The sequence below is a fragment of the Helicobacter sp. CaF467b genome (assembly GCF_022664765.1).
In the GTDB taxonomy this organism is placed as follows: domain Bacteria; phylum Campylobacterota; class Campylobacteria; order Campylobacterales; family Helicobacteraceae; genus Helicobacter_D; species Helicobacter_D colisuis.
Window position 1 is genome coordinate 1501297 of the sequence record NZ_JALAIY010000001.1, and the last position, 24275, is coordinate 1525571.

26 protein-coding genes are annotated in these 24275 nt (G+C 35.1%); 14 read left to right on the forward strand and 12 right to left on the reverse strand.

Features of this window, described 5'->3' with window-relative positions:
• Nucleotides 1-87 precede the first annotated feature (87 nt).
• Nucleotides 88-963, forward strand: a complete 876-nt coding sequence (locus MKD52_RS07700) for a DMT family transporter (protein ID WP_242099837.1) — start codon at nt 88-90, stop codon at nt 961-963.
• Here the strand turns inward: MKD52_RS07700 and MKD52_RS07705 are convergent.
• The 4 genes from MKD52_RS07705 to MKD52_RS07720 are packed head-to-tail and all read right to left on the reverse strand — an operon-like array spanning nt 940 to nt 5541.
• Nucleotides 940-2019: a glycosyltransferase gene (locus MKD52_RS07705; RefSeq protein WP_242099838.1), complete on the reverse strand. Its 1080-nt coding sequence runs from the start codon at nt 2017-2019 to the stop codon at nt 940-942. The two genes, MKD52_RS07700 and MKD52_RS07705, sit on opposite strands and share 24 nt — an antisense overlap.
• On the reverse strand, nt 2003-3811 hold the full coding sequence (gene pglF / locus MKD52_RS07710; RefSeq protein ID WP_242099839.1) for a UDP-N-acetylglucosamine 4,6-dehydratase (configuration-retaining): 1809 nt from the start codon (nt 3809-3811) through the stop codon (nt 2003-2005). Before pglF ends, MKD52_RS07705 begins: the two co-directional genes overlap by 17 nt.
• Nucleotides 3812-4924 (reverse strand): UDP-N-acetylbacillosamine transaminase, encoded by a 1113-nt coding sequence (gene pglE / locus MKD52_RS07715; protein WP_242099840.1) that lies wholly within the window; start codon nt 4922-4924, stop codon nt 3812-3814. It lies immediately after the preceding gene.
• On the reverse strand, nt 4921-5541 hold the full coding sequence (locus MKD52_RS07720; protein ID WP_242099841.1) for an acetyltransferase: 621 nt from the start codon (nt 5539-5541) through the stop codon (nt 4921-4923). Before MKD52_RS07720 ends, pglE begins: the two co-directional genes overlap by 4 nt.
• 260 nt (nt 5542-5801) lie before the next feature.
• Between MKD52_RS07720 and MKD52_RS07725 the strand changes: the two genes are divergently transcribed.
• The 8 genes from MKD52_RS07725 (at nt 5802) to MKD52_RS07760 (ending at nt 12963) form a co-directional block, all read left to right on the forward strand.
• Nucleotides 5802-6104: a hypothetical protein gene (locus tag MKD52_RS07725; protein WP_112057680.1), complete on the forward strand. Its 303-nt coding sequence runs from the start codon at nt 5802-5804 to the stop codon at nt 6102-6104.
• Nucleotides 6088-6903 (forward strand): prolipoprotein diacylglyceryl transferase, encoded by an 816-nt coding sequence (lgt, locus tag MKD52_RS07730; protein ID WP_242099842.1) that lies wholly within the window; start codon nt 6088-6090, stop codon nt 6901-6903. The genes MKD52_RS07725 and lgt overlap by 17 nt, the downstream gene beginning before the upstream one ends.
• A complete protein-coding gene (gene abc-f / locus MKD52_RS07735) occupies nt 6896-8821 on the forward strand; it encodes a ribosomal protection-like ABC-F family protein (protein ID WP_242099843.1) in 1926 nt (641 codons plus the stop codon). Before lgt ends, abc-f begins: the two co-directional genes overlap by 8 nt.
• The gene (locus MKD52_RS07740; RefSeq protein ID WP_242099844.1) at nt 8808-9833 is read left to right on the forward strand and encodes an SAM-dependent methyltransferase; all 1026 of its coding nucleotides are present in this window, start codon (nt 8808-8810) and stop codon (nt 9831-9833) included. Before abc-f ends, MKD52_RS07740 begins: the two co-directional genes overlap by 14 nt.
• A 15-nt stretch (nt 9834-9848) precedes the next feature.
• The gene (locus MKD52_RS07745) at nt 9849-10052 is read left to right on the forward strand and encodes a hypothetical protein (protein ID WP_112057676.1); all 204 of its coding nucleotides are present in this window, start codon (nt 9849-9851) and stop codon (nt 10050-10052) included.
• Nucleotides 10052-10972 (forward strand): tRNA 5-methoxyuridine(34)/uridine 5-oxyacetic acid(34) synthase CmoB, encoded by a 921-nt coding sequence (gene cmoB, locus MKD52_RS07750; protein ID WP_242099845.1) that lies wholly within the window; start codon nt 10052-10054, stop codon nt 10970-10972. The genes MKD52_RS07745 and cmoB overlap by 1 nt, the downstream gene beginning before the upstream one ends.
• Before the next feature lie 420 nt (nt 10973-11392).
• On the forward strand, nt 11393-11935 hold the full coding sequence (locus MKD52_RS07755) for a YceI family protein (protein ID WP_242099846.1): 543 nt from the start codon (nt 11393-11395) through the stop codon (nt 11933-11935).
• A 110-nt stretch (nt 11936-12045) separates the two neighbouring features.
• On the forward strand, nt 12046-12963 hold the full coding sequence (locus MKD52_RS07760) for a radical SAM protein (RefSeq protein WP_242099847.1): 918 nt from the start codon (nt 12046-12048) through the stop codon (nt 12961-12963).
• Between the two features lie 3 nt (nt 12964-12966).
• Here MKD52_RS07760 and murJ read toward each other — a convergent pair whose 3' ends face one another.
• A complete protein-coding gene (murJ, locus tag MKD52_RS07765) occupies nt 12967-14376 on the reverse strand; it encodes a murein biosynthesis integral membrane protein MurJ (RefSeq protein ID WP_242099848.1) in 1410 nt (469 codons plus the stop codon).
• An 83-nt stretch (nt 14377-14459) separates the two neighbouring features.
• Here murJ and MKD52_RS07770 point away from each other — a divergent pair, with 83 nt between their 5' ends.
• The 5 genes from MKD52_RS07770 to MKD52_RS07790 are packed head-to-tail and all read left to right on the forward strand — an operon-like array spanning nt 14460 to nt 19442.
• The gene (locus tag MKD52_RS07770; protein WP_242099849.1) at nt 14460-16250 is read left to right on the forward strand and encodes a FapA family protein; all 1791 of its coding nucleotides are present in this window, start codon (nt 14460-14462) and stop codon (nt 16248-16250) included.
• An 8-nt stretch (nt 16251-16258) separates the two neighbouring features.
• Nucleotides 16259-16834 carry a Holliday junction branch migration protein RuvA gene (ruvA, locus tag MKD52_RS07775; protein ID WP_112057670.1) on the forward strand — a complete coding sequence of 192 codons (576 nt, stop codon included), beginning with the start codon at nt 16259-16261 and terminating at the stop codon, nt 16832-16834.
• A 1-nt stretch (nt 16835) separates the two neighbouring features.
• Complete coding sequence (rimO, locus tag MKD52_RS07780; protein WP_242099850.1) at nt 16836-18167, forward strand: 30S ribosomal protein S12 methylthiotransferase RimO; 1332 nt, start codon at nt 16836-16838, stop codon at nt 18165-18167.
• Nucleotides 18154-19143 carry a tRNA lysidine(34) synthetase TilS gene (tilS, locus tag MKD52_RS07785; RefSeq protein ID WP_242099851.1) on the forward strand — a complete coding sequence of 330 codons (990 nt, stop codon included), beginning with the start codon at nt 18154-18156 and terminating at the stop codon, nt 19141-19143. Before rimO ends, tilS begins: the two co-directional genes overlap by 14 nt.
• Nucleotides 19144-19202: 59 nt before the next feature.
• Nucleotides 19203-19442, forward strand: coding sequence for a DUF2443 domain-containing protein (locus tag MKD52_RS07790; protein WP_006656210.1), 240 nt, complete (start codon nt 19203-19205; stop codon nt 19440-19442).
• Here MKD52_RS07790 and bcp read toward each other — a convergent pair.
• Genes bcp through MKD52_RS07825 form a run of 7 tightly spaced genes read right to left on the reverse strand, consistent with a single transcriptional unit; the run spans nt 19431 to nt 24244 of the window.
• On the reverse strand, nt 19431-19910 hold the full coding sequence (gene bcp / locus MKD52_RS07795) for a thioredoxin-dependent thiol peroxidase (protein WP_242099852.1): 480 nt from the start codon (nt 19908-19910) through the stop codon (nt 19431-19433). The two genes, MKD52_RS07790 and bcp, sit on opposite strands and share 12 nt — an antisense overlap.
• Before the next feature lie 25 nt (nt 19911-19935).
• Nucleotides 19936-20271 carry a dihydroneopterin aldolase gene (locus tag MKD52_RS07800; RefSeq protein ID WP_242099853.1) on the reverse strand — a complete coding sequence of 112 codons (336 nt, stop codon included), beginning with the start codon at nt 20269-20271 and terminating at the stop codon, nt 19936-19938.
• 12 nt (nt 20272-20283) lie between these two features.
• Complete coding sequence (locus MKD52_RS07805; RefSeq protein ID WP_242099854.1) at nt 20284-20835, reverse strand: ABC-type transport auxiliary lipoprotein family protein; 552 nt, start codon at nt 20833-20835, stop codon at nt 20284-20286.
• 9 nt (nt 20836-20844) lie between these two features.
• Nucleotides 20845-21642 (reverse strand): MlaD family protein, encoded by a 798-nt coding sequence (locus tag MKD52_RS07810; protein ID WP_112057664.1) that lies wholly within the window; start codon nt 21640-21642, stop codon nt 20845-20847.
• Between the two features lie 9 nt (nt 21643-21651).
• On the reverse strand, nt 21652-22398 hold the full coding sequence (locus MKD52_RS07815; protein ID WP_242099855.1) for an ATP-binding cassette domain-containing protein: 747 nt from the start codon (nt 22396-22398) through the stop codon (nt 21652-21654).
• Entirely contained in the window at nt 22399-23526 is a 1128-nt protein-coding gene (locus MKD52_RS07820) for an ABC transporter permease (protein WP_242099856.1), read from the reverse strand.
• Nucleotides 23516-24244 carry a thiol peroxidase gene (locus MKD52_RS07825; protein ID WP_242099857.1) on the reverse strand — a complete coding sequence of 243 codons (729 nt, stop codon included), beginning with the start codon at nt 24242-24244 and terminating at the stop codon, nt 23516-23518. Before MKD52_RS07825 ends, MKD52_RS07820 begins: the two co-directional genes overlap by 11 nt.
• Nucleotides 24245-24275 lie beyond the last annotated feature (31 nt).

The following is a 24275-nucleotide window of genomic DNA, read 5'->3' on the forward strand; positions in this document are numbered from 1 at the left end:
TAGACTACCCTCAAATACTTTAAGGCAAGACTTCAAAATTTATTTTAAAAATATTACAATAATGCATTTAAAATTAAAAGTTCTTTAATGCAAAAATTAAGTAATGAACAAATTGGTATTTTATGGATTGTTGGTGCGAGTATTGCTTATGGGATTATGCCTGTGTGGAGTGTGGTGTCTCAAAATAATGGAATCTCAACTGATTTTATTTTATTTTTTCGCTTCCTTTGTAGTGCCTTTTTGTTATTTTTATGGGCGCTTTATAAGCGCATCTCTCTTAAGCTTACAAAATTGCAATATTTGCAATTTTTCTTCCTTGGCGGCATTTTATATATTATTCAGTCTTTTGCCTATCTTGATTCTTTGCGCTATATTCCTGCTTCGCTTTCTGTGCTTATTTATCATATTTATCCTATTATTGTCGCTCTTATTGCCCTCATCTTTTTGAGACAAAAACTACAAACTAAAACACTCTTTTCACTCTTTTTGTGTTTTGCAGGATTAGCAATCATACTTCAGCCTCCAAAAGATCTCCAGCTTAGCGTTTATGGTGTGATTTTATCGCTTATTGGTGCATTATTTTATGGGCTTTATGTTGTTTTTAGCAAATCCTATACCAGCAATCTTTCCTCTGTTGTTTGCAGTTTTTATATTTGTCTCTTTGCCGCCTTGATGATTCTTGGTTTTATGATTCCAAATCCACCACAATTCAACAGCTTTAACCCCATTGGAATCTTTGCTCTTCTTGGACTTACCTTTGTTTCCACGCTTTTCCCTATGATAGCATATTTCCTTGGAATGCCAAGAATTAATGTAACTAAAACAGCGATTTTAGGTATGATAGAGCCTCTTGTGGGGGTTTTGCTTTCTTTGTGGCTTTTGGGAGAAAATCTTAGCTTGTTGCAATATTTTGGAGGGTTTTTAATTCTCTTTGGCTCTTTAGTTCTTTTTATTAAGCGTTAGAGCAATAAGCTCTCTCCACTTTTTTAAAACTACTTCTTCTCCAAATTTTTCATAAATCACTTGCGTATTTTTGGCAAATTCTTGCCTTTTAGCAAGCATTACTTCAAAGCTTTTTAATAGGGCATTTTTATCGCCCATTTTAACCAAGATTCCATTTTTGCCATTACTTATAATCTCGCTAGGTCCATAAGGGCAATCATAGCTAATCACAGGCACTCCACACATTAAAGATTCAATTAAAACATTACTTAAACCTTCCCTATGGCTAGTTAAGGCAAAAAATTCTGCATTTTGATAGGCACTATAAAGATTTTCAACTTTCCCTAAAAAAACAATTTTTGCCCCTAGATTCTGGGCTTGTTTTTCTAAAGAATCACGACACTTTCCATCACCTGCTAAAAGCAGTGAAAATTGAGGATTTTTTTTAGAGAATTGTCCAAAAACTTCTAATAACTCTTCAAAATGCTTTGTTTCTATCATTCGCCCTGCACTCAAAATATAGGGCTTATGGGCGATAAAATCTTGCCAATCTGCTTCTGTAGTTTTATGGATAACAACTGGATTAGGCATCACACTAACATTTTTTAAAAATCCATAATGCTTTGAATCTTTTTGAGTAAGCGTGGTGATATGATCTGCTAATGGATACACCCTTTGGCGCAAAAACTTCCAAATCTTAAGATGATCCAAACTTGCATAAATACTATGCTCTGTTGCAATCACTGGAATCTTGTTTGCTCTAGCAGCTAAAATCGCCAAAATGTTAGTCTGATGAATAAAACTAATCACCAAATCCACCTTATGCTCCCTAAAACAACGCTTAAGCCTAAAAATACGCTCTATATTCCCAAGCATTCCACGCATTTTTGTTGCAATCACCACCACTTCTATGCGTTCATCTACGCTAAAAAAGCGATCTTTATCGCTCCACAATATTAAAATAATTCGATAAGAATCAATTAAAGCATTTGCTAAAAAACTCGCCACTTTCTCAGCCCCACCCATTCTAAGTGAAGAGACCACCAAGGCAAGAGTTGGCTTATTGTCCGTGTGCATTATGATTAAACTCCACTACAATTTCTTTTAATTTTGCTATCACTTCTTGTGTTTCTAAAAGCTCACTAATATCTTGATTAAGCTTATTAATATCATAACTTGTAGGACGAGCTACTTGAATTGAAGGGTATTTTGTCTTACCCTCACTCTCACCAATCAAAAGCTCCTCATAAAGCTTCTCTCCCGGTCGCAATCCACTAAAGATAATCTCTATTTCCTCTTCTTTACCATAGAGTTTTAGCATATTTTTAGCTAAATCCACAATTTTAACAGGCTCTCCCATATCCAAGATAAAAATCTCTCCACCCCTAGCAATTGCAGAAGCCTGTAAAACAAGGCGACACGCTTCAGGAATAAGCATAAAATATCGCGTGATTTCTGGATGAGTTACAGTAATTGGTCCTCCACTTTGAATCTGTGCTTTAAACTTTGGCACCACTGAACCGCTACTTCCAAGCACATTTCCAAACCGCACCGCCACAATCTCACTTTGTTTTGAATCAACATTTTGTGCATATAGCTCGACAACTCGCTTGGTTGCACCCATTACATTTGTGGGGCGCACTGCCTTGTCTGTGGAGATAATCACAATTTTAGGGACTTTTGATTCTATAGCAGAATCAATCACATTTTTACTCCCTAAAATATTATTTTCAATGGCACTTTTTTGATTATATTCACAAAGTGGAACATGCTTATAAGCTGCAGCATGCACGACAATATCAGGCTTTTCTTCTTGCATAAGCTCCAAAAGTCGATCTTTTTCCAAGATTGAAAACATCACCGCACGCAATAAATTTTTTTTGTCATTTTTAGAGAAAATTTTTCTTGTTAGCTCCTCTGTAATTACATAAAGATTGTATTCACTATGATCTAGCAAAACTAATCGCTTCGCCCCAAACTCCACGCACTGCCGCACAATCTCACTACCGATGCTTCCACCTGCCCCTGTAATTAGAATTGTTTTATTAGCAATAAACTCTCCAATGACTTCTTTATCCAAATCCTTACTAGGTCGCGAGAGTAAATCCTCAATTGAAATATCTTCTAGTGGCTTGTCTTCTTTGAGCATTGAGGCAATTTTAATCTCTTCAATTCCTATTTGTGTTAATTCATTAAAAAGTTTCTCTAAAGGCGGCTTAGCATAAGGCTTGGTTAGAATCACACTTTTAATCTTATGCTTCTCCAAAAGTTCTTTTAGGGCTGCTTTGGGATAGACTTTGAGATTTGAAATATAATTACCTTGTTCCTTTTTATCTTCATCAATAATCGCCAAGGGATAAAAGGGAATTTCACTATTAAGGGCACTTTTAATGAGCGTAGCTGCTTGTGTATTAGCTCCAAAAATCAAAGCAGGTTTAGGAGAGTTTTTGGGAGAATTCTCCAAATAAATTCGTTTAGAGATTCTAATCCCTCCAATCAAAATCCCAGAAATTACAAAGTCAATTACTACCACACTCAAAGGAAATTTATCAAAAAATCCCAAAAAGAATAAAAGCGTAAAGATTCCATAAGCCAAAATATGTGCATAAATAATTTTTAAAGCTTCGCTTAGTCCAAAAAATCGCCATGGCACTAAGTAAATTTTAAAAACCCACAAAGCACTAATTTTTAAGACAATCAAAGCCAAAAAGGCAAGAATCACTCCGTCGTTAAACTCCAATGGCACCTGAAAGCTAAAACGCAAATCATATGATAAAACCAAAGTAAAATATGAAACAATAATATCAATCACCAAAAAAAATAGGATTCTCTTGAGATTGCTTGGACGAAAAATAGCAGACTTTATCACTTAAAGACTCTTTAAATAATCCAAAATATAGCCCGATACCTCATCAATCTCTCTGCGCTCTAAGGCTCCACCGCTAGGCAAACAAATTCCATTATTAAAGAGACTTTGAGAAGTGCCATCACAAAAACTTATAGAATCTCTAAATAAAGGCTGTAAATGCATAGGCTTCCACAATGGACGCGATTCAATGCCCTTGTTAGCTAAAATCCCTACAAGATCCATTACATTGACTTTCTTCTCTTTAAATCTCAAAGTGCTTAGCCAACGATTTCCCCTTGAATCAGGAATCTCAGGCATAAATTCTACAAATTCACTAGAGAGATTTTCTTGATACCAATCAAAAATTTTTCGCCTTTTAGCAACCTTGTCTTCTATCTCTTCTAGCTGTCCTACGCCAATTGCTGCGCAAATATTGCTAAGGCGGTAATTATAACCATAGTCTAAATGCTCATAATAAGGCAGATTCTCTCTTGCTTGAGTGGAATAATACCTTGCCTTTTGCATTTGGCTTGAATCTTTGCCTAGCAGCATTCCCCCACCACTTGTTGTAATAATTTTATTACCATTAAAAGACAATGCGCCAAACTTTCCAAAAGTTCCAGTATGTTGTCCTTTATAAAATGCCCCTAAAGATTCCGCAGCATCCTCAATCAACAAAACCCCATATTCTTTACAAATTTCTACAATTTCAGAAATCTTAGCACACTGCCCATAAAGATGTGTCAAAATCAAGGCTTTTGGCTTTGTTTTTAAGCTCTCTAGTGCTTCTCTTAGAAGTTTAGGGGAGAGATTCCACGAAGAATCACTATCAATAAAAACCGGTGTTGCCCCTTGATACAAAATAGGCACAATCGAACCTATAAAAGTAAAAGTGCTTGCCAAAACCAAATCACCTTTAGTGATTCCTGCCACTCTTAAAGCCAAATGCAAAGCTGCTGTGCCGCTACTAAGCGCAAGTGTGTTAGGACTTTTAGTATAGTCTTGCATTGTCAATTCAAAGGAATTGACAAATTCCCCTAATGGTGCAATATAATTGCTCTTAAAAGCTTCATCAACATACTTTTGCTCATTTTTTCCCATTTGTGGTGGGGACAAAAAGATTCTAAAACTCATTGTAACTCCTTTTTTGCTGGATTTCCTACAACCTTTTTAAAGGATTGAATATCATTAATCACAACGCTTCCTGCTCCAATCATACAACCATCGCCCACACTTCTACCCTCAATCACAACGCTTCCTGCCCCAATATGTGAATCTTTTCCGATTCTAACACCTCCACAAAGTGTGCTTTTGGGGGCTAGATGAGAAAATTCTCCCACCTTACAATCGTGCTCCACCACACAACCTGTGTTTAAAATCACACCTGTTTCTATCGTGCTCTCTGCATTCACCACTACATTTGGCATCACCACACAAGCCTCGCTTATTTTAGCACTTTTAGAAATAATTGCACTTGAATGAATAAGGCTTGGAATCTCAAAACCCTGCTGTTTAAAAACTTCAAAAAAGGCTCTTCTTGCTTGACAATTCCCAATAGCTAATGTAATCTTAATTTCTTTTTGCAAACCCAACATTAAAAATTCTTTAGGGGAGATAGCATTTTTATTTGCCAAAATTTTGCCTTGTGGAGAATCATCAACGACAAAAGCAATTTCGCCCCCACATGCCAAAATAATATCAGCAATCACTCTCCCATGCCCACCAGCACCAACAATTGCAAATCTCACCATTCAAAGCCTTTTTGCTTCCTTTTTTTTAAAAACCTTAAAAAATATTGCCATAGCAATTTGATTTTCCAAAACAAGAATTCTACCCAAAGAATCACAAAAAAATCTTTATAAATTTTATATAATTATCATAATCTCTCTTATGCGATTTTGTCGTAAGAACAAAACTCATCTTTTAAAAATCTAAAATAACTACTTTTTTGAATTTTACTTTTATTTTGTTAGAATCCGCTTTTAGCAATTTTCAACAAGAAAGGTTAAACTTGCGAATTGAAAAAATCCAAGAAGATATTTATATTTTACGAGGAAAATTAAAAGATATTAGCGATTATCAAGATATAAAATTGCTCTTAGAAAAAATACGAAAAGCCCAAATAAATGAAATCTCTTTTGGCATTCCACACGCAAAAGATATTAGTCTTTATATTTTAGGATATTGGCTAAAACTTGCCAAAGACGATGGCTTTAAATTTCATTTTTACATTTCTGATGATCTTTTGTATGAGCGCTTTTTATACTTAGGGTTGCATGAATTTTTTGAGGTTATTAATGGAGAAATGGAATAATATTTATAATGCTTTTAATCCTATTGCATTCAATCTTTTTGGTATTAGTGTGCATTGGTATGGGATAATGTATGTTTTAGCTTTGCTTGTGGCACTTGGTGTGGCAAAATGGATTGCCAAAAAAGATTCTTATCCTATTTCAAGTGCGCTTTTGGAAAGTTATTTTTTATGGGTAGAAATTGGTGTTATTTTAGGTGCTAGACTTGGATATATTATCTTTTATGATCCTTTTAGCGCTTATTATCTCACTCACCCTTGGCAAATTTTCAATCCCTTAGATAAAGATGGAAATTTTGTTGGGATCCGCGGAATGAGCTATCATGGGGCAGTCATTGGCTTTTTAATTGCCTCTTTAATCTTTGCAAGAATTAAAAAAGTTAATTTTTGGCTTTTTATGGATTTAGCTGGACTTAGTATTCCTTTAGGCTATGTATTTGGCAGAATCGGAAACTTTCTTAATCAAGAGCTAATTGGCAGAGAAACTTCAAGCGCTTTGGGGATTTATGTAGATGGAATCTTGCGCCACCCAAGTCAGCTTTATGAAGCCTTTTTGGAGGGTATTGTTGTTTTTGCAATTCTCTTTTTGTGGAGAAAAAAGGCGCGTTTTATAGGACAGATTGGAATCTTATATGGCGTGCTTTATTCACTTATGCGCTTTGTCGCAGAATTCTTTAGAGAGCCTGATTCACAGCTTGGCTTTGTAGCTTTTAATTGGCTAACACAAGGGCAATTTCTCTCATTAATTATCGGTATTTTTTGCTTTGCCCTACTCTTTAAACCTAAGGAAAAAAATGGCTAATCTTTCTTTACAAAATATCTCCAAACAATACGACTATAAGCCCATTTTGAGTGATGTTTCCCTTAGTGTGCAAGAGGGAGAGAGAATGGCTATTGTAGGCAAAAATGGTGCAGGGAAATCAACACTACTTAAGATTCTTAGTGGGGAAGTGGAAGCCGATGAGGGAAGCCAAATCCTCCAAGGCAATTTAGAAATTAAGCATTTAATCCAAAAGCCTGTTTTTCAAGAGGGGCAGAGTGTTAAGGAAGTTATTTTGCATTCTTTAGAAGAGCTCACACAGGCTAGAAAAAGGCTAGATGAAATCGCTCAAAAACTCCAAAATCACCCCAATGATGAATCGCTCATCAAAGAACATTCTCTTTTAAGTAATTTTATTGATCATCACAATGCTTGGGATTTAGACAATAAAATCAATCAGATTCTAGAAACTTTTGCCCTCAAAGAGCTTCAAGACAACTTTGCTAATCTCTTAAGCGGTGGGGAGCAAAAACGAGTGGCTTTAGCTTGTTTGCTACTAAGAAAGCCCGATATTTTACTGCTTGATGAGCCCACAAACCATCTTGATGTTGAAATGGTAGAATTTTTAGAAGATTTACTCTTAAGAGAAAAATGGACGCTTATTTTTATTAGCCACGATCGGTATTTTATTGATAGAATTGCCACACGCGTTATAGAAGTAGAAGACTGCAAGATTCGAAGTTTCAAAGGTGGTTATGGAGACTATCTAAAAGCCAAAGAAGAACTCCTAAAAAGCCTTGCTAAAAGCCATGAAACGCTACTTAAGCACTTAAAAGCAGAAGAAGAATGGTTGGCGCGTGGAGTGAGGGCAAGAGTTAAACGCAATGAAGGCAGAAAAGAGCGCATCATGCAAATGCGACAAACCGCCAAAAACAATCCCTCCATTATCCGAAAAATGACTTTAGAGCTAGAACGCGAAAAAAAACATTTCAATCAAGAAGAAGGGGTGAATCGCAAAAAAATGTTGTTTGATTTACAAAATATTTCCTTTAGTCTTGACAAAAAACTGCTCATCAAAGACTTCTCAACGCGCATTTTACAACGCGATAAAATAGCCATTGTAGGCAAAAATGGTGCAGGTAAATCAACGCTTTTAAAATTAATGCTAGGTCGCTTAAAGCCTCAAAAAGGGAAAATAGAATGTGGAGAAGTGCGAATAGGATATTTTGATCAACACAGAGAAATGCTGGATGATTCTAAGGATTTGCTAGAAACCTTTTGCCCTTTTGGTGGAGATAGAATCGATGTCAAAGGAAAAAATATGCATGTCTTTGGCTATCTTAAAAACTTCCTTTTTCCTAAGGAATTCCTAGACAAAAAAATCGGCACTCTAAGCGGTGGAGAGAAAAATCGTGTTGCCTTAGCCTTGCTTTTTACCAAGGAATATGATTGCTTGATTTTAGATGAGCCCACTAATGATTTGGATATTCCCACCATTAACATCTTAGAAGAATACTTGCAAAGCTTTGATGGAGCGATTATTTTTGTGAGCCACGATCGGTATTTTGTGGATAAAATTGCCAAAAAACTGCTTGTTTTTAAAGGTAATGGAAACATTGAAGAAACCCACAAAAACTTTAGCGAATACCTTGAAATAGAAAAGGAACTTAAAGATTATCAAATTTTTGAAAACTCTTTGCAGGTTTCAAAAGATAAGCCTAAAGCCGAAAAACAAAAGACAAAGCTTTCTTATCATCAAATGCGCCTTTTAGAGATTCTGCCCCAAGAAATTGAAGAGCTTGAATGCCAAATTAAAGAGCTTGAATCCAAGCTTTATTCAAACACTCTAAGCACAGCTGAACTCCAAGAAGTCTCTTTGGAGCTCCAATCCAAACAAGCCCTTTGTGAAGAAAAAACTTTGCAATATTTTGAATTAGAAGAACAGCGTGAAAACCTCTAATCTCCAGTCTTTTTCAGAATTTATGCAAGAATGGCTTTATGGAGAAAAAGGCTATTATCAAAACCACAGAGTTGGAAAAGAAGGGGATTTTTACACTAGCGTGAGTGTGAGTTTCTTTTTTGGCTATTGCATTGCTAATTTTATTAAAAATTTTCTAAGTCAATCGCTTAAACTCTTGCCTAATAAAATCGCCATTGTAGAAATAGGTGCTGATAGGGGGTATCTAATTAGTGATATTGCAAATTTTCTAGCACATTTTACGCTTTTTGAAAAACTTCATTTTTGCACAATTGAGCCACTTAAAAATCTCCAAAATACTCAAAAATCAACCTTTGCAAAATCCCAAAATACTCCCCTAATCACTTTTAATTCTTTGCAAGAATTAAAAGAGTGTGGTTATGACTTTATCTTTTTTGTAAGCAATGAACTTTTTGATTCTTTTGCTTGTGAGCTATTTTTTAAGGGCGAAATGGCATACATACAAAATAATTCACTCATTTTCAAACCCGCCCCAGAAATTATTTTACAAACCGCTCAAACAATGAATATAGAAATCGGTGAGATTCCACCCAAATTACCTGAATTTATAGACTCACTTAGCTTATGTGCAAAATCTTTTGCATTTTTAACTTTTGATTATGGGAATCTCCACCCACGCAATGCTTTTTCACTGCGACTTTATCATAACCACACCACAGATAATTTCTTCTCAAATCCCACTTCAAAAGCCTATCAAGCCCATCTTTTAGAATCTTTTGGAAAAAGTGATTTGACTTATGAAGTTAATTTTTCTTACCTTAAAACACTTTTTTCAAAAATAGGCGCAAAGGAAATTTTCTTTGGCAGACAAAATAAAATCCTTGTGGATATGGGATTAGATCAAGTTGGCGAGTGGTATATTCAAAACTTTGGTTTAGAATCTTTTATGCGCCTCTCCCCAAAAATCCGCACACTCATAGATCCAGAAATCCTTGGAGAGAGATTTTTGGGAATCTTATTTGCTAGAATCTAAAACAAAGGAGTAAAAATGAAACTTTTGATACTTCAAAGCCTAATTATTTCCGCTTTTTTAAGTGGTTGTCTTTATCGCAATGAATGCGGATATTCTAATTCTTATTGGGATGAAAAGGGCTATTATTATGATTCACAAGGGAATTATGTGGAGACCTGCCCGGATAATCTCATCTACAAAGATGGCAAACAACCCCAAATGAGAGAAGAAGTTTTTTAATGCAAAGCCTAAAAGAAATCCAAGCAAAGCGCAATTTAGCATTAACCCACAAACACATTGCACCTTTATTTGAATCCCTAAACTCCTTGCAAAGCCTTCCCCAAAATGAGCTGGGAAATGCTACTTTTAGCTTTGATGATTTTATTAATCTCTCTTTGCCCAATCTCACAGAATCTTCACTCCACCACATTACAGAAGTGGCAAAAACCCTTATTCCTTGGAGAAAAGGACCTTTTAAGATTAATTCTTTGGAGATTCTTAGCGAGTGGAATAGTGCCATTAAATACAATATTCTAGAGCCTCATCTAAATTTACAAAACAAAATCATAGGGGATATTGGTTGCAATAATGGCTATTATATGTTTAGAATGCTTAAAGAAAATCCCCAAAAAATCATCGGCTTAGATCCTATGCCCTTATGCAAATTACAATTTGATTTTATGCAGTTTTTTATCCAAGATTCAAGGCTTAATTTTGAGCTTTTAGGTATTGAGGATTTGCCTTTTTTAGATATTAACTTTGATATTTTACTTTGTCTTGGAGTGCTTTATCATCGCAAAAGCCCCATCGATTCTATTAAAACCATCTACAATTCCCTAAAACAAGGTGGGGAAGCAATTTTTGATAGCATTATTTTAGAAGGGGATGAGGAAATCGCCCTTTGCCCACGCAACAAACGCTATGCCAAAATGCCCAATGTCTATTTTATCCCTACCTTAAAAACTTTTATAAACTGGCTAGAATTTTGTGGTTTTAAAGAAATCACGCATATTGCGACCCTAAAAACAGGCATCGATGAACAAAGAAAAACTCCTTGGAGTAATGCAGAGAGTTTGGAGGATTTTCTAACCCCCGATAAGACAAAAACCATAGAAGGCTATCCTGCCCCACAAAGAGCTTATCTCAAAGCAAAAAAATAGTTCAAATCATAGCTATAAGTGCTACATTTGACACACTCCACCCACAATAACATCAATTTTATCATATAAAATAAATATAGAAAAGTTATTTATAATGCCATTAAAAGCTATTGACAATATAAAAGCCCAATTAAGGCAAATTAAAACCTATTGTTCAATAGAATTTAAATCTTTTGCTTATATAAAGCCTATCTCCTCTTCCTAATATATTAGAAATGAGAGTTTTTGAGCTATGGTTTTTGGATTTACATCTTAGCACCTTTTGCATTACGCTTTGCCATCAAACCCATCAAGCACTACCCCTCCCCTACTCTACACAAAATTAAACACCCACAAAACAGCCAATCACCTTCACATAAAAATAATTTCTAAAATATATGCTATAATCTCCATATTCAATCTAAAAAAAAGGATCGTTCTATGAAAAAAATCTTATCTATTTCTGCTTTTGTTGCTCTATTTAGCTGTCCCCTTTTGGCTGAGCCGTATGCCTTAGATCCAAACAATTCTCAAGTAAATTTTGAAATTTCTCATCTCAAACTCACTAAAGTAGATGGAAAATTTGATAAATTTAGTGCCAATATTGACTATGATGCAGCTAAAAAAGTCCTAAATTTGCTAGAAGGTAGCGTTGAAATTGCCTCTGTTGATACAGCTAATGCCAAACGCGATGAACATTTAAACGCTGCAGATATTTTTGATTCTAAAAAATATCCAAATATGACTTTTAAAATGACTAAGTTTGAAACAGGTAAAATTTATGGGGATTTAACCATCAAAGGCATCACAAAGCCTATCGTTCTTCAAAGCACAGAAACACTTAATGGCGCAACCTTGCAAATCAAAGCTAATGCAACAATCAAGCGTTCTGATTTTGATGTGGTATGGGAATCTAATCTTAAAGATAGCCTAGTAGGCGATGAAGTTAAAATCCTACTCACGCTCACTGCTAATCCGCAATAACTTTAGAGTTTTCTCTAAAGTTTTCTCTGCTTTAGAATCTACTTTATAAATCTGCTTTAATACCTTTGTGTTATAATCTTAAAAAAATCCCTTAACCATTAGGAAAAGCTATGAATATCATTTTTGGACCTATTACTTCAAGAAGGTTTGGAGAATCGCTAGGTGTAGATCTCTCGCCCCAAACCAAACAATGCAATTATGACTGCCTCTACTGCGAACTAGAGGGCAAAAAAGCTCAAGATTCTATGCAAAATATCTTAGAAGTTGATACAATCCTAACTGCCATAAAAGAAGCTCTAAATAAATTTAAAAATATCCAATCCCTAACCATTACTGCAAATGGAGAGCCCACACTCTACCCTAATTTATACGAATTAATGCTGCGACTAGAAGACATAAAAGGCGACACACAAACCCTATTATTAACTAATGGCTCTTTACTTTGGGATTTAAGTGTTTCTAGGGCTTGTTTGCTATTTGATAAAGTCAAATTCTCTCTTGATGCCATCTCTCCTGAAGTCTTTAAAAAAATCGATAGACCCATTAAAAATATTTCACTAGAGCAAATCTTGCAAGGAATCTACCAATTTAGCGCCGACTTTAGCGGAGAACTTTATGCAGAAATTCTTTTTGTCAAAGGAGTGAATGATGATTTAAAAGAAGTGCAAAAAATGGCAAGATTCCTAGCACCAATGCGACTAAAAAGACTAGATATAGGCAGCATTGATAGACCACCTGCTTACAAAGTTGATCCTATTTCACAAGAATTACTAGAAAACTTTGAAATGATTTTTAAAAGCTATAGCATACCTGTGTTTTTACCCAAGAGAATCACAAGCTCCAAAAAAGACAATTTAGAACTTTCAAAAGAAGAGATTCTAAAAACCCTAGCCCTACGCCCTATGAGCAAAGCAGATATACAAAGCCTGTGGAGTAAAACAAGTATTCAAAGACTTTTAGAATTACAGCAAGAAGGGATTATTTTGTTAAAAAGTATTAATGGCATAGAATTTTTTGCTATCAAATAATACCTAAAGCATAAAAATATATTGTTTAAAAAACATAATCAAAGCAATCTCCAAAGCTAACAAAGCAACAATAATCAAAAGCCATTTGGGGTGATTTAAAATGCTAAAAAATCTCCCCCAACCAAAATAATGCAAGGTTAGAAAAAATACAAAAAAACCACTAATACTTCCTGCTATTGCCAAACCAACCGCGCCATAAAACTGCATTAACACAAGCGAACAAATTGTCCCAACACCCAAAGAAAATGCTGTGATTTTTGCTGCTAGGGCTTGTTTGTTTTGCGAATAAAGCCACAAAGAAAAGATTCTAGAAAGCCCAAAAGGTAAAAGCCCAAACATATAAGCGCTAAAAACTGCTGCTGTCTCTAGCGTATCCTCACGCCCAAACTGCCCCCTCTCAAACAAAAGCCAAATAATTTCATTTTGTAACAAAACCCCACCAATCACACAAGCCCCAAGCAAAAAACACAAAAGCCAAAAAGAGCGAGAAAGCTCCTTTAGGGCTTTTAGCTCTTGCTTTTCTTTGAGATATTTAGCAACCAAGGGAAAAAGCGCCGTGGAAGTTGCAATCGCAAAAATAGCTAAGGGAAGCTGAAAGATTCTGTTTGCATAATACAAATACGAAATCGCCCCACTTGTCAAAAAAGATGCCAAAAGCGTATCAATAAAGGAAGCTAGTTGTGCGCTAGAACTCCCAATCATTGCAGGAAAAAATTGTTTATAAAAAGATTTCACACTTGCATTTACCGCTTCTTTTTTGCTCTCTAATTCCTTAAAACCAACGCACAAAAGCTTAAAAAACTTCAATCTCCACATCGGATAAAAATGCAATAAAATCTGTGCCATTCCACCAGCTAAAACTCCGTAACTAAGCCACAAAACCGCCTCATAAGCAGGACTATTTCGCGCTAAAAACAAAGCCACAATCATTGCCAAATTTAAAAATGCCGGAGAATACGCCCACGCGGTAAAATTTCGCTTATATTGTAGCATTGCTCCCAAAAAAGTTACCACAAAAACCAAAAGTAAATACCAAAAATTAATCGCCACTAGGGGCGCTGCAAGTGTGATATTCTCATCGCTAAACCCATAAGCCAAAACCTTAGTAACTTCTTTTTGAAAGCTCCAAACTAACATTGATAAAACAAACAAGATTCCGCAAAAAACTGCAAGAATCTTTAAGGCAAATCCACCGCGGAATCGCGCTTGAAAAAAGCTAGGTAAAAAAGCTTGATTAAACGCTCCTTCCCCAAAAATTCGCCTAAAAAGATTAGGCAATTTAAAAGCCACAAAAAAAATATCGCTATAAATCCCAGCTCCCAAAATGCTAGCTGTCATCAAATCGCGAATAAATCCCAAGATTCTTGAAGCCAAGATTCCGCTACTATTAGTTAAAAAAGCCCTTAAAAACATTTGTCATTCTCTTTATGTAATCTTTTTCTTATAGGGTTTTTGATAAAATAAGGCAATATTTTTACATAAAAAGCTTTTAGAATATGTTAAAAAAAGATTTGCAAAACTCATTTAGACCCTATTATATCAATGAATGCGAGGATATTAAATTTGCTTTTAAACAAATTGCCTCTCAATTAAATTGCAATTTAGATACGCTTGATTTTGAATTACGCGGAATCACAACCTATGTCAAAAAAACCTATGATTACTCTCCCCAATCGCTAAAAGAAAGCGAAGCCAATACTTTTTTTAACCATTACAATAATCTCTTAGAACCCAACCTTCTCATCTCTCAACGCTATTCTATTCTTGTGTTCAAAAAAGAAAAAAAAGAAACGCGATTCCATATGATTACTGATAAGTTTTTCTCAAAAGCTTTTATAACATTCCGAGAAGGATTTGTGTTTAACGCACAAGAATTTGAAAATCTCTATCTCCAAATCAAGAAATTCAAAGCATGGAATCGTATTTTATTTATTAAAGAAGAAGAAGAAAAACAAGCTTTAAAAGATTTTTTAAGCATCTTAAAATATCCGCTCAAAAAAGAAGTCAATTACCTACTCTCTCAAAGCTTTGGCTACATTCCGCCAAATGAGAGCTCACTTGAATTCAAAAAAGAAGTAACTCAAAATTTCCAAACGCTTATAGCCGATGAAATCATCTGCATTTTTCATAAAGCTACCAAGGGCAAACCTGGTAGAAATATCCGCGGTGAATATATAGTCCCTGAAAATCCAAAAACACTTGATCAGCCCTGCACACTTAAATTTGACCCCAACAGCATTAAACTCAAAGAAACTCCTCTAGAGATTCACTATCTTGCTGCAATTGGCGGGATTTTAAAATACGAAGATGATTATCTTTATATAGAAAATAGCCTAGAGACTAAGGAAGTCAATCTCAAAACAACCGGCTCACTTATTGGCAAGATTGAAAGTGGGACAGAGATTAATATTACCGAAACTGATTCACTCAAAGAAGCGCTTGGACAAGGAATGAAAGTCCAAGCCTCTAAAATCAATATCCAAGGCAATGTCGGGGCTAATGCACAAATTAACGCAAATGAAGTTTTTATTGGTGGTTTTACACATCAAGATTCAAAAATCTATGCCACAACAGCCACTATCAAAAACCACAAGGGCTATCTCCAAGCCAAAAATGTCAAAATAAAAACTTTAGAGACTGGAATCATTGAAGCCCAAAGGGTAGAAGTGGAACAAATGTATGGAGGCAAAATTTATGCAGAAGAAATCATTATCCAAACCCTGCATTCAAATGCCTTTTTATACGCCACCAAAAAAATTGAAGTTTCTCTTATGCAAAAGGGCGAAAACCGATTCTACATTGCTGCTAATTATAGCCTAGAGAACAAGGCACTATACCAAAAGCTTTTAGATCAAAAAGATTCTTCAATTAAAGAAGCCATTTTGCTCACCAAAGAATTAAAAGTTGAAAGCCTAGAGTTGCAAAAAATCAAAAATACTGCCAATGAAATGCGAAAGATTCTAATCCATTACAAAAATACTAACACAAATCCACCAAGCTACTTACTTGCTAAATTCCAAGAATACCACGCACGAGTGATCGCACTTAAAGAAAAAAAAGCAAAAATCAACACCCTAAGCGAACTCTCCAAACAGGCTTACAATGCTTTAAATAAGCTTGATTTAGCAACCAAAGAAGGCACTATTGTTGTGCAAAGTGGTTGGGTGGGATACAATGAAATCCATTATGTTTTCTATTCTCCCAAAAATGAATTTATGCTAATCCCAAAAGCTGGAGAGCCCTCAAGAGTTATTTTTAAAAATGATAAAATCCATTTAGTTTTATAGGAGACAAAATGATTATTGCCCTAGAAGGAAAAATTTTCTCCAAAGAGCCCACCAAGATAGCTATTAGTTGCGCTGGAGTTGTTTATGAAGTTTTTATCTCTCTACAAACAAGTAACCAAATCACTCAAAACAAAGGCGATTCTATTACGCTACTTACCACACACATTATTCGCGAAGATGCACAAAATCTCTTTGGCTTTTTAGAATCTAGTGAAAAAAAACTCTTTGATACGCTCATTAAAATTAATGGCGTAGGACCCAAAGTTGCTATGGCAATTCTCTCTACCTATACACCACAAACTTTTGCTAAAGTAGTAGAAAACAATGACATTAAATCCATGCAAAGAGTGCCTGGAATTGGTCCAAAAAGTGCAGGGAGAATCCTAGTAGAACTCTCTGGCTGGTCGCTAGAGCTAAGCCAAAATGAGACAAATCACAAAGATTCAGATTATAATCAAGTTATTCTAGCCCTTGAATCGCTAGGTTATAAAAATGATATTATTCAAAAAGCCATTAAAGGTTTAGAAAAAAATGAGGTGGGGCAAATGGTTAAAGCCGCACTCAAAAAAATACAAGGTTTATAAAATGCAAAAAAAACTTCATCTTATTTCACTAGGTTGCACTAAAAATCTCGTTGATAGCGAGGTGATGCTAGGCAAACTTAGTGATTATGAAAACACACAAGAAATCAATGAAGCCGATGTGATTATTGTCAATACTTGCGGATTTATTGAAGCAGCAAAAAAAGAAAGCATTCAAACGCTACTAGAAGCCCTAGAAACAAAAAAACAAGGGGCGATTCTAGTAGCTAGTGGTTGCCTTAGCGAACGCTATGCCAAAGAACTAAAAGAGGAGATTCCTGAACTTGATATTATCACCGGCGTGGGAGATTATGACAAAATTGACAAAATGATAGAAGAACGCAAAAAGGGGGAGAGAATCCTCTCTAATGCAAAGGGAGTCTTTTTAGCCAATGAGACCAATAAGCGAATCATTAGCGGATCAAAAATACACGCTTACATCAAGCTCTCAGAGGGCTGTAATCAAAAATGCAGCTTTTGTGCTATTCCAAGCTTTAAGGGCAAATTGCATTCGCGCACACTTCAATCCACTCTAAAAGAAGTGCGCAACCTTGCCTCTGAAGGCTATAGTGATTTTACTTTTATCTCTCAAGATTCTAGCTCTTATTTGCGTGATTTAGGGATTAAAGATGGACTTGTAGAGCTTATTAGTGGTATTGAAGATCTAGCCAAAGAGGGAGTAAATATTAAAAGCGCTAGAATCCTTTATCTCTACCCTTCCACCACCTCTAAGAAGCTTATTCAAAAAATTATTGATTCGCCAATTTTTCATAATTACTTTGATATGCCACTGCAACACGCTTCCCAAAAAGTGCTTAAAGCTATGGGCAGAAGTGGAGAGTTTATGGAGCTTTTAGAAATGATGCGGAAAGCACCCAATAGCTTTGTTAGAACTAGCTTTATTCTAGGACATCCCGGTGAAGGAGAAGAAGAATTTGATGAGCTTTGTCAATTAGTAGAAAATTTTTCTTTTGATCGCATTAATTTCTTTGCCTACTCCAAAGAGGAAGGAACTAAAAGCGCTACAATGGAGCAAATCCCTAGCAAAACAATCCATTCAAGGCTAAAGAAAATCAACAAAATATTCACACAACAATACCAACAAAATCTTAAAAAACTAAAAGGCGCAGAAATCACAGCGCTTATTGAGGGCAAATCCAAAGAACACGAGTTTTTCTACGCAGGACGAGAGTTAAGATTTGCTCCTGAAATTGATGGGGAGATTTTAATCAACGACAAAACCATTGATGAGGAAATCACAAGCGGTTATTACAAAGTAAAAATCACTGAAATTGCAGGGGAAGACATTTTAGGTTGCGTGATTGGAAAAGCCTAAATTAGAATTTTTAGAAGAATTAAAAGATGCAAAGAATCTCCTTGCTTTTTCGGGAGGATTAGATTCAACAGCGCTTTATTTTTTGCTAAAAAGCCATGGAATTACCTTTGATGTGGCAATAGTGGATTATGGAATAAGACAGCAATCACACCTAGAAATCTCAAGGGCAAAAACACTCTGCTTTTGGGATAACAAACAATGCTACACGCTTAAAGCTCCCAAAATTAACAAAAACTTTGAAGCAAATGCAAGGGCGATTCGTTATGATTTTTTTACCTCTTTAGTCTCTCAAAATTCCTATCAAAATCTTATTTTAGCCCACCAACTCAATGATAATTTAGAATGGTTTTTAATGCAATTTTGCAAAGGAACTAGTATAGAAAATATGCAAATACCCCCCAAAAGCCTCTTTTGGAAACAAAATCAAAAAACCTGCTACATTCTCCGCCCTATGATTTTTCTACCAAGAATCACGCTTCAAATGTATTTGCAAACCCATAAAATCTTTTATTTTGAAGATTCTAGCAATGCAGATACCACTTATAAGCGAAATTATTTTAGAAAATATTTTGCCAATCCCCTCATTCAAAATTTCCAAACTGGGATTCAATTTAGCCTAGAACTCCTAGCAAAAGAACATTCCAAGACAAATTTAGAAGATTTAGGGGGATTTTTTGTTTTTAAACACAGCGCTCTTAGTCTCTATTATATTGACAAAGCCTCCAAAAAACTAGGTTACTGCTTAAGTAAAACCCAAAAACAGCAATGCCAAACCCACTTAACCAAGCAAGAATTTTCTATCGTTTTAGGTGGCAAAATCGCTCTAGAAAAATCCCAAAATCAAATCTGTATTTTTCCCTACACACACTATAAGCTAACCAAATCCCAAAAAGAAACTTTCCGCAAAAACAAAATCCCAAAGAAATTTCGCTTCTTTTTAGCAAAAAAGGGATTGATTGATTTTACTTTATTCTAAAATTTCTATAAACCAAAAAATGCTAAAATCCAATTATCAACCAAAGAAGAAAGGCAACAATGTTTGAACGAATTGATTCTCTGCTAAAAAAAATCGAGGAAGCGCAAGCTGAAATAGAATTTCTCCTAAGATTAGCTAAGATTTCTTTTGTAGATTATGTGATGATAAAGCGTGGCTCTCAAGATATGCCACCCTCGCTTGATATGTGGAATCTCCAACAAATTGACGAAGAAGTTTCTAAGCTCAAAGAAGCCATTGATAGTCTCAATAAAATCAAAAAAGAAGTGCTAACTTGGTAAGTTTTGCAATTCTTTTAATTTCTCTTTGATTGCTTCAATATGCCCTTTTACCTTGACATTTTTCCACATAAATGCAATTTTTCCTTGCGGATTAATAATAAAAGTTGATCGTATGACACCTTCATATTCTTTACCATAAAGCTTTTTTAGACCCCAAGCACCATAGGCTTTTAATACATTCTTATTAGAATCACTTAGTAATGTAAAATTCAATTTTTCTTTTTCTATAAAACTTTGATGAGATTTGACACTATCAGGACTAACTCCTAAAACAACCGCACTTAAACCATTTAATTCTAATAAGTTATCACGAAAATCACAAGCTTCTTTGGTACAACCTGGTGTCTTATCCTTAGGATAAAAATACAAAACTACCCAACTTCCACTAAAATCCTGCAAAGAAATTTCAGCATCATCTTGATTGGGCAGACTAAAATTAGGTGCTTGAGCATTAATTGATAATTCCATGCTATTCCTTTATTTTTTTATGATTCTAGCAAATTTTATGACTAATTTGCATTGCCACCTTACAATCTTCAAAAATCTCTAATTTAGTGATGGTGATTTTATAGCTTTGAATCTGTGAAAATCGTTTTGGAATCTCTTTAGAAAAATACTCTAAAGCTTCTTCTAATAGCCCAAATTCACTCAAAAAAGCTTCTTTAAAAAACTTCCTTAACTCACGATAATCCAAAAAAGTCTCCCCTTGATTCTTAAAATAGTAAAACTCCCCTTCTAGCTTAATTTTTTGCTTCTTTTCTCTCTCAAAGGGCAAAATCCCAATCACAACCTCCAAAATCCAATCTTCTAAAAAAATTACATATTCCATATAAATTTCACCCTATATTCGGGAAAAAGCTTCAAAATATCCATCTAAAATCACCGCATTCATTGTTTTGATAATCTCTTTAAAATCGCCCTCTGGCACTACTTCATCGCGATAAATCCACAAAGTCTTTGAATCTTTTGCACTCTTTTGGAGTTTTGCTTCAAAAAATACACGATTAGAACTCTCATCATAAGAAAAATCTAACACATACAGCTTTAGAGAATCTCTTAAGGGATTTCTACTTTCTACTAAATCAATACAACTTTGATAAGCTGCCTTTAGCATCAAAGAATCAAGCATATTGGGTAGAGATTCTATCCATTGATTCTTTGCAAAATAGGCGACTTCATTAGAAGCCTCTCTGTAAGCAATTTTTTTAGTATTGATTTTCTCTGCGACCTCAACACCTAACCAATTATAAGTCTGAACACTCTTGCACTCTGTCTTTTTATAAGGAATTTCTAATTGATAATAACTCACAGGCAAAACCTCCTTGCCCACACAACCACTCAAAATCCCCACCAAAATCATTCCCAAAATGATATTTTTTATTTTCATTTTCATTGCATTCCTTTACTCACGAGGTCCAAGTTTCTGTTTAGTTACATCAAACAAAAAACTCCTTGGCGAATCTCTAAAATCTTCCAAAGTATCACTGCCCCCCTGCAAGACTTTTTGCAAAGCCTTGGAATTCTGCTCCAAATCAAACAACAAAGGTGTTAGAATTAATCTTAAATTATAATCTCCACGCTTTAAACCCTCATTTAATCGCGCCCTTATTTCTCCAATGTGTTTAATCTCTGCCTTAGCATCTTTTAACACCCAGTAAAGTTCATCAGAAACATCAGCAAAGTTTTGCAAACCTGCTTCAATATTTCCAAGATTCTTATCATTAAGCAATCGATTAAATCGCTCCAAACTAGTTTCTAATTGCGCCATTACATTTTCAGCCTTAGAACTCACCTGTTCAATCCAATTTTCTTTAAACCCCAAAATTGCCTTTTGCGATTGTTTAAAAGGCTCACCCTTTCCTTGAATTAGAGTTAAAAAATTACCACCTGTTAAGCCTTGTGATTGCACTGCTACTTTGCTACCTTCATTTAATACAATCTCTTTTTGAACCCACACCACAATTTCCACTTCATTTCCACTTAATTGATAATGCCTAACAAACCCAACAGGCAAACCCAAATATTTCACAGGGGTTTCTACTCTAATACCATTAGGAAGCTCTTTGTTATAAATATAATACTCATTATATTGGCTTAAATTCCTATCATATTTGCCCATCCAAAAAATAAATCCGGCTAAAGCCAACAGAACCGCGATAAAAAATACTCCAAGCAATACATAATTTAATCGTGTTTCCATTCTCTTTCCTTATATTTGATGCAAAAATAAATCTAATGAATCTGTTTGCGCTCTTAGCTCTTCTAGGCTACCTTGAAAAAAGACTTTTTTGTCCTTTAAGACCACCATTCTATCCACAACTCCCTTCACACTTTCCATATCGTGCGTTACCATCACAATGCTAATCCCAAGCAAATCTCTAAGTTCTTTAATGAGTGCATCAAAATGTCTTGCACTCTTAGGATCTAGCCCACTTGTTGGTTCATCTAAAAAAAGAATCTTTGGGCTAAGACTTAGGGCTCTAGCCAAACCAACGCGCTTCACCATTCCTCCACTTAATTCACTGGGATAAAGCTTAGCAACTTCAGGATTTAACCCCACTCTTGTTAGCCAAAAATATGCCAAATTCTCTCTGTCTTGTTTGTCAAATTTTGTGTATTCGCACAAAGGCAAGGTAAGATTATCAAGCACATTAAGAGAGCTAAATAACGCCCCAAATTGAAACAACACTCCAAAGTTTAATTTCATTGCCAAAGTTTCTTTAGCATCCAATCCCCAAATTTCTTTACCCAAAATCCTAACTTCCCCACCAATGGGTTTTTTAAGAAAAATCATCGTATTTAAAAGAGTGCTTTTCCCACTTCCGCTACCCCCCAAAAGTGCGAAAATATCACGAGAATACACCTCAAAGCTCACGCCATCGTGGATAATGTTTTTGCCATAGCCTGTGTAGAGGTTTTTAACTTCTATTAAGCTTTCTTTTTGCAAACCCCCCATTTACCAGCCCATCTCTGTAAAAATCACCGAACAAATCGCATCAAAGGCAATCACTAAAAAGATCGATTCTACAACACTTTTAGTCGTATGCACTCCGATGCTACGCGTATCCTTAGCCACAATAAATCCGTGAAAACAACCAATAAAAGAAATAATTAAACCAAAAAATGGCGCTTTAGCAATCCCCACCCAAAAATGCCGCATATCCACCATTTGCAAAAATCGCTCCACAAACTGCTCAGTGCCAATTCCAAGCTGCAATTGACACACCAACATAGCCCCCAAAAGCCCAAATAAATCAGCAATAAAAACCACCAAAGGCAAAACTAAACAAAGCGCCAACATACGAGGCAAAACTAAAAAGGTAATTGGATCAAATCCCATAACGCGCATTGCATCGATTTCTTGAGTTGCTTTCATCATTCCAATCTCTGCGCTAAAAGCTGATGCACTCCGCCCTGCAATAATAATTGCTGTAATAATGGGTGCCATTTCTCGCAAAGTTAGCATAGAGCTCATTTCAACAATTAAAAGACTTGCGCCAAACTGCTTTAGCTGAATCGAACCTTGATAGGCAATCACAACCCCAATTAAAAAACAAGCCAACGCTACGATTCCAATCGCTTTTATTAATGATTCTTGAATGCAATACAAAGTTGCTTTTAAGCGAATATTTTTGGGCTTTAAAAAGCTTGCAAACCAAGCATAAAGAATCTCTCCAAAAAATCCAATCACTCTAATGGAATCTTTAAAAAAACCCTTTAATATTTGCAAACTATCCCAATGTAGCTTGATAAAATCTTTCACCACATCTTGTTTTGGGGGATTTTTTCTAGTTGCAAGAATTTGAAAAATTTGCTGACTTTTGGAGTGATTTTTCAAAGCATTTTCTAAAACAATATTTTTTGATTCTAAGGATAGAATCCAACGCTCCAAAATCTCTCCACCACAAAAGTCTAAATCAAAATTTTCTGCTAATTCAATCTTAATCTTAACATTTGTTAATTTTATAGAATCAAGTCTTAAAAGCAATGTTTTTGGGATTTTGTAATCCCAAAAACCGCCTAATTTTAGGACGCAAATATCACTCTTTGTAATTTCTAATGTTGGTGTCATTTTACTCTTCATAAATAAAAGGAACGCCTTTAATCACTCCACTTTCAAAAATCTTTTTTGTATTTTGAGTGATTCGTGAAAAATCTGTCTTTAGCTCCTTATCACTCAAGGTTATGTCTTTGAAGTATTTATTTAAAAGCGCCACCTTCCCTTTTGTGTCATCTTTTTTTAACTTAGCTGCTTCATTCATAATAAGTTGAGATTTGACAAAGGCTTCTTTTTCGTGGATTGGAGCAAAAATCATTTTAATATTAGCTTTCTTTAGCTCTTGATTAATGCTTTTTAAATGCTCTCTACAATAAGGGCAATCTGGATCTGAGACCACAATCTTGGTAGGGAGATTCTTACCTTCTCCTTGCAAATACAAGAAATCACTCTCTTTAAAACTGCTAAAAAGCTCCTTTAAAACCTTAGAATCTCTAGCTTCTTTCTCTTTTTGTGCTTGATTTAAAGCTTCTTGCATCATTTGAGTATCTACATTGCTAAGCTTTAAAACATTGCTTAATCCAATAAAATATTCACCCTCTTTACTCACAATCACAGGAAAAATATCACCACCTTTTGTTTTACCAATTACAAAATACATTGAAGGAAAGCTAACAAGCTCTTTTTTAAACTCCACTTCCACCTCAACATCTGCCATAGCTTTAATGCTTTTTTTGAAATTCTCTTCTAAAGCAGCACTTGCAAAAGTCAAACCACAAGCCAAAATTGCAATAATCTTTTTCATTAACATTCCTTATGTTTTTTTGTTAATCATT

Bases quoted from the DNA above. Each gene is read 5' to 3' on its own strand.
- MKD52_RS07720 (WP_242099841.1), bottom strand. From the start codon at position 5,541: ATGGTGAGATTTGCAATTGTTGGTGCTGGTGGGCATGGGAGAGTGATT.
- murJ (WP_242099848.1), bottom strand. From the start codon at position 14,376: ATGTTTTTAAGGGCTTTTTTAACTAATAGTAGCGGAATCTTGGCTTCA.
- cmoB (WP_242099845.1), top strand. From the start codon at position 10,052: ATGCAAAGCCTAAAAGAAATCCAAGCAAAGCGCAATTTAGCATTAACC.
- abc-f (WP_242099843.1), top strand. From the start codon at position 6,896: ATGGCTAATCTTTCTTTACAAAATATCTCCAAACAATACGACTATAAG.
- MKD52_RS07810 (WP_112057664.1), bottom strand. From the start codon at position 21,642: ATGGAAACACGATTAAATTATGTATTGCTTGGAGTATTTTTTATCGCG.
- MKD52_RS07805 (WP_242099854.1), bottom strand. From the start codon at position 20,835: ATGAAAATGAAAATAAAAAATATCATTTTGGGAATGATTTTGGTGGGG.
- MKD52_RS07790 (WP_006656210.1), top strand. From the start codon at position 19,203: ATGTTTGAACGAATTGATTCTCTGCTAAAAAAAATCGAGGAAGCGCAA.
- bcp (WP_242099852.1), bottom strand. From the start codon at position 19,910: ATGGAATTATCAATTAATGCTCAAGCACCTAATTTTAGTCTGCCCAAT.
- MKD52_RS07770 (WP_242099849.1), top strand. From the start codon at position 14,460: ATGTTAAAAAAAGATTTGCAAAACTCATTTAGACCCTATTATATCAAT.
- pglE (WP_242099840.1), bottom strand. From the start codon at position 4,924: ATGAGTTTTAGAATCTTTTTGTCCCCACCACAAATGGGAAAAAATGAG.
- MKD52_RS07815 (WP_242099855.1), bottom strand. From the start codon at position 22,398: ATGGGGGGTTTGCAAAAAGAAAGCTTAATAGAAGTTAAAAACCTCTAC.
- MKD52_RS07755 (WP_242099846.1), top strand. From the start codon at position 11,393: ATGAAAAAAATCTTATCTATTTCTGCTTTTGTTGCTCTATTTAGCTGT.
- MKD52_RS07825 (WP_242099857.1), bottom strand. From the start codon at position 24,244: ATGAAAAAGATTATTGCAATTTTGGCTTGTGGTTTGACTTTTGCAAGT.
- lgt (WP_242099842.1), top strand. From the start codon at position 6,088: ATGGAGAAATGGAATAATATTTATAATGCTTTTAATCCTATTGCATTC.
- MKD52_RS07820 (WP_242099856.1), bottom strand. From the start codon at position 23,526: ATGAAGAGTAAAATGACACCAACATTAGAAATTACAAAGAGTGATATT.
- MKD52_RS07700 (WP_242099837.1), top strand. From the start codon at position 88: ATGCAAAAATTAAGTAATGAACAAATTGGTATTTTATGGATTGTTGGT.
- MKD52_RS07800 (WP_242099853.1), bottom strand. From the start codon at position 20,271: ATGGAATATGTAATTTTTTTAGAAGATTGGATTTTGGAGGTTGTGATT.
- rimO (WP_242099850.1), top strand. From the start codon at position 16,836: ATGCAAAAAAAACTTCATCTTATTTCACTAGGTTGCACTAAAAATCTC.
- ruvA (WP_112057670.1), top strand. From the start codon at position 16,259: ATGATTATTGCCCTAGAAGGAAAAATTTTCTCCAAAGAGCCCACCAAG.
- MKD52_RS07705 (WP_242099838.1), bottom strand. From the start codon at position 2,019: ATGCACACGGACAATAAGCCAACTCTTGCCTTGGTGGTCTCTTCACTT.
- MKD52_RS07760 (WP_242099847.1), top strand. From the start codon at position 12,046: ATGAATATCATTTTTGGACCTATTACTTCAAGAAGGTTTGGAGAATCG.
- MKD52_RS07745 (WP_112057676.1), top strand. From the start codon at position 9,849: ATGAAACTTTTGATACTTCAAAGCCTAATTATTTCCGCTTTTTTAAGT.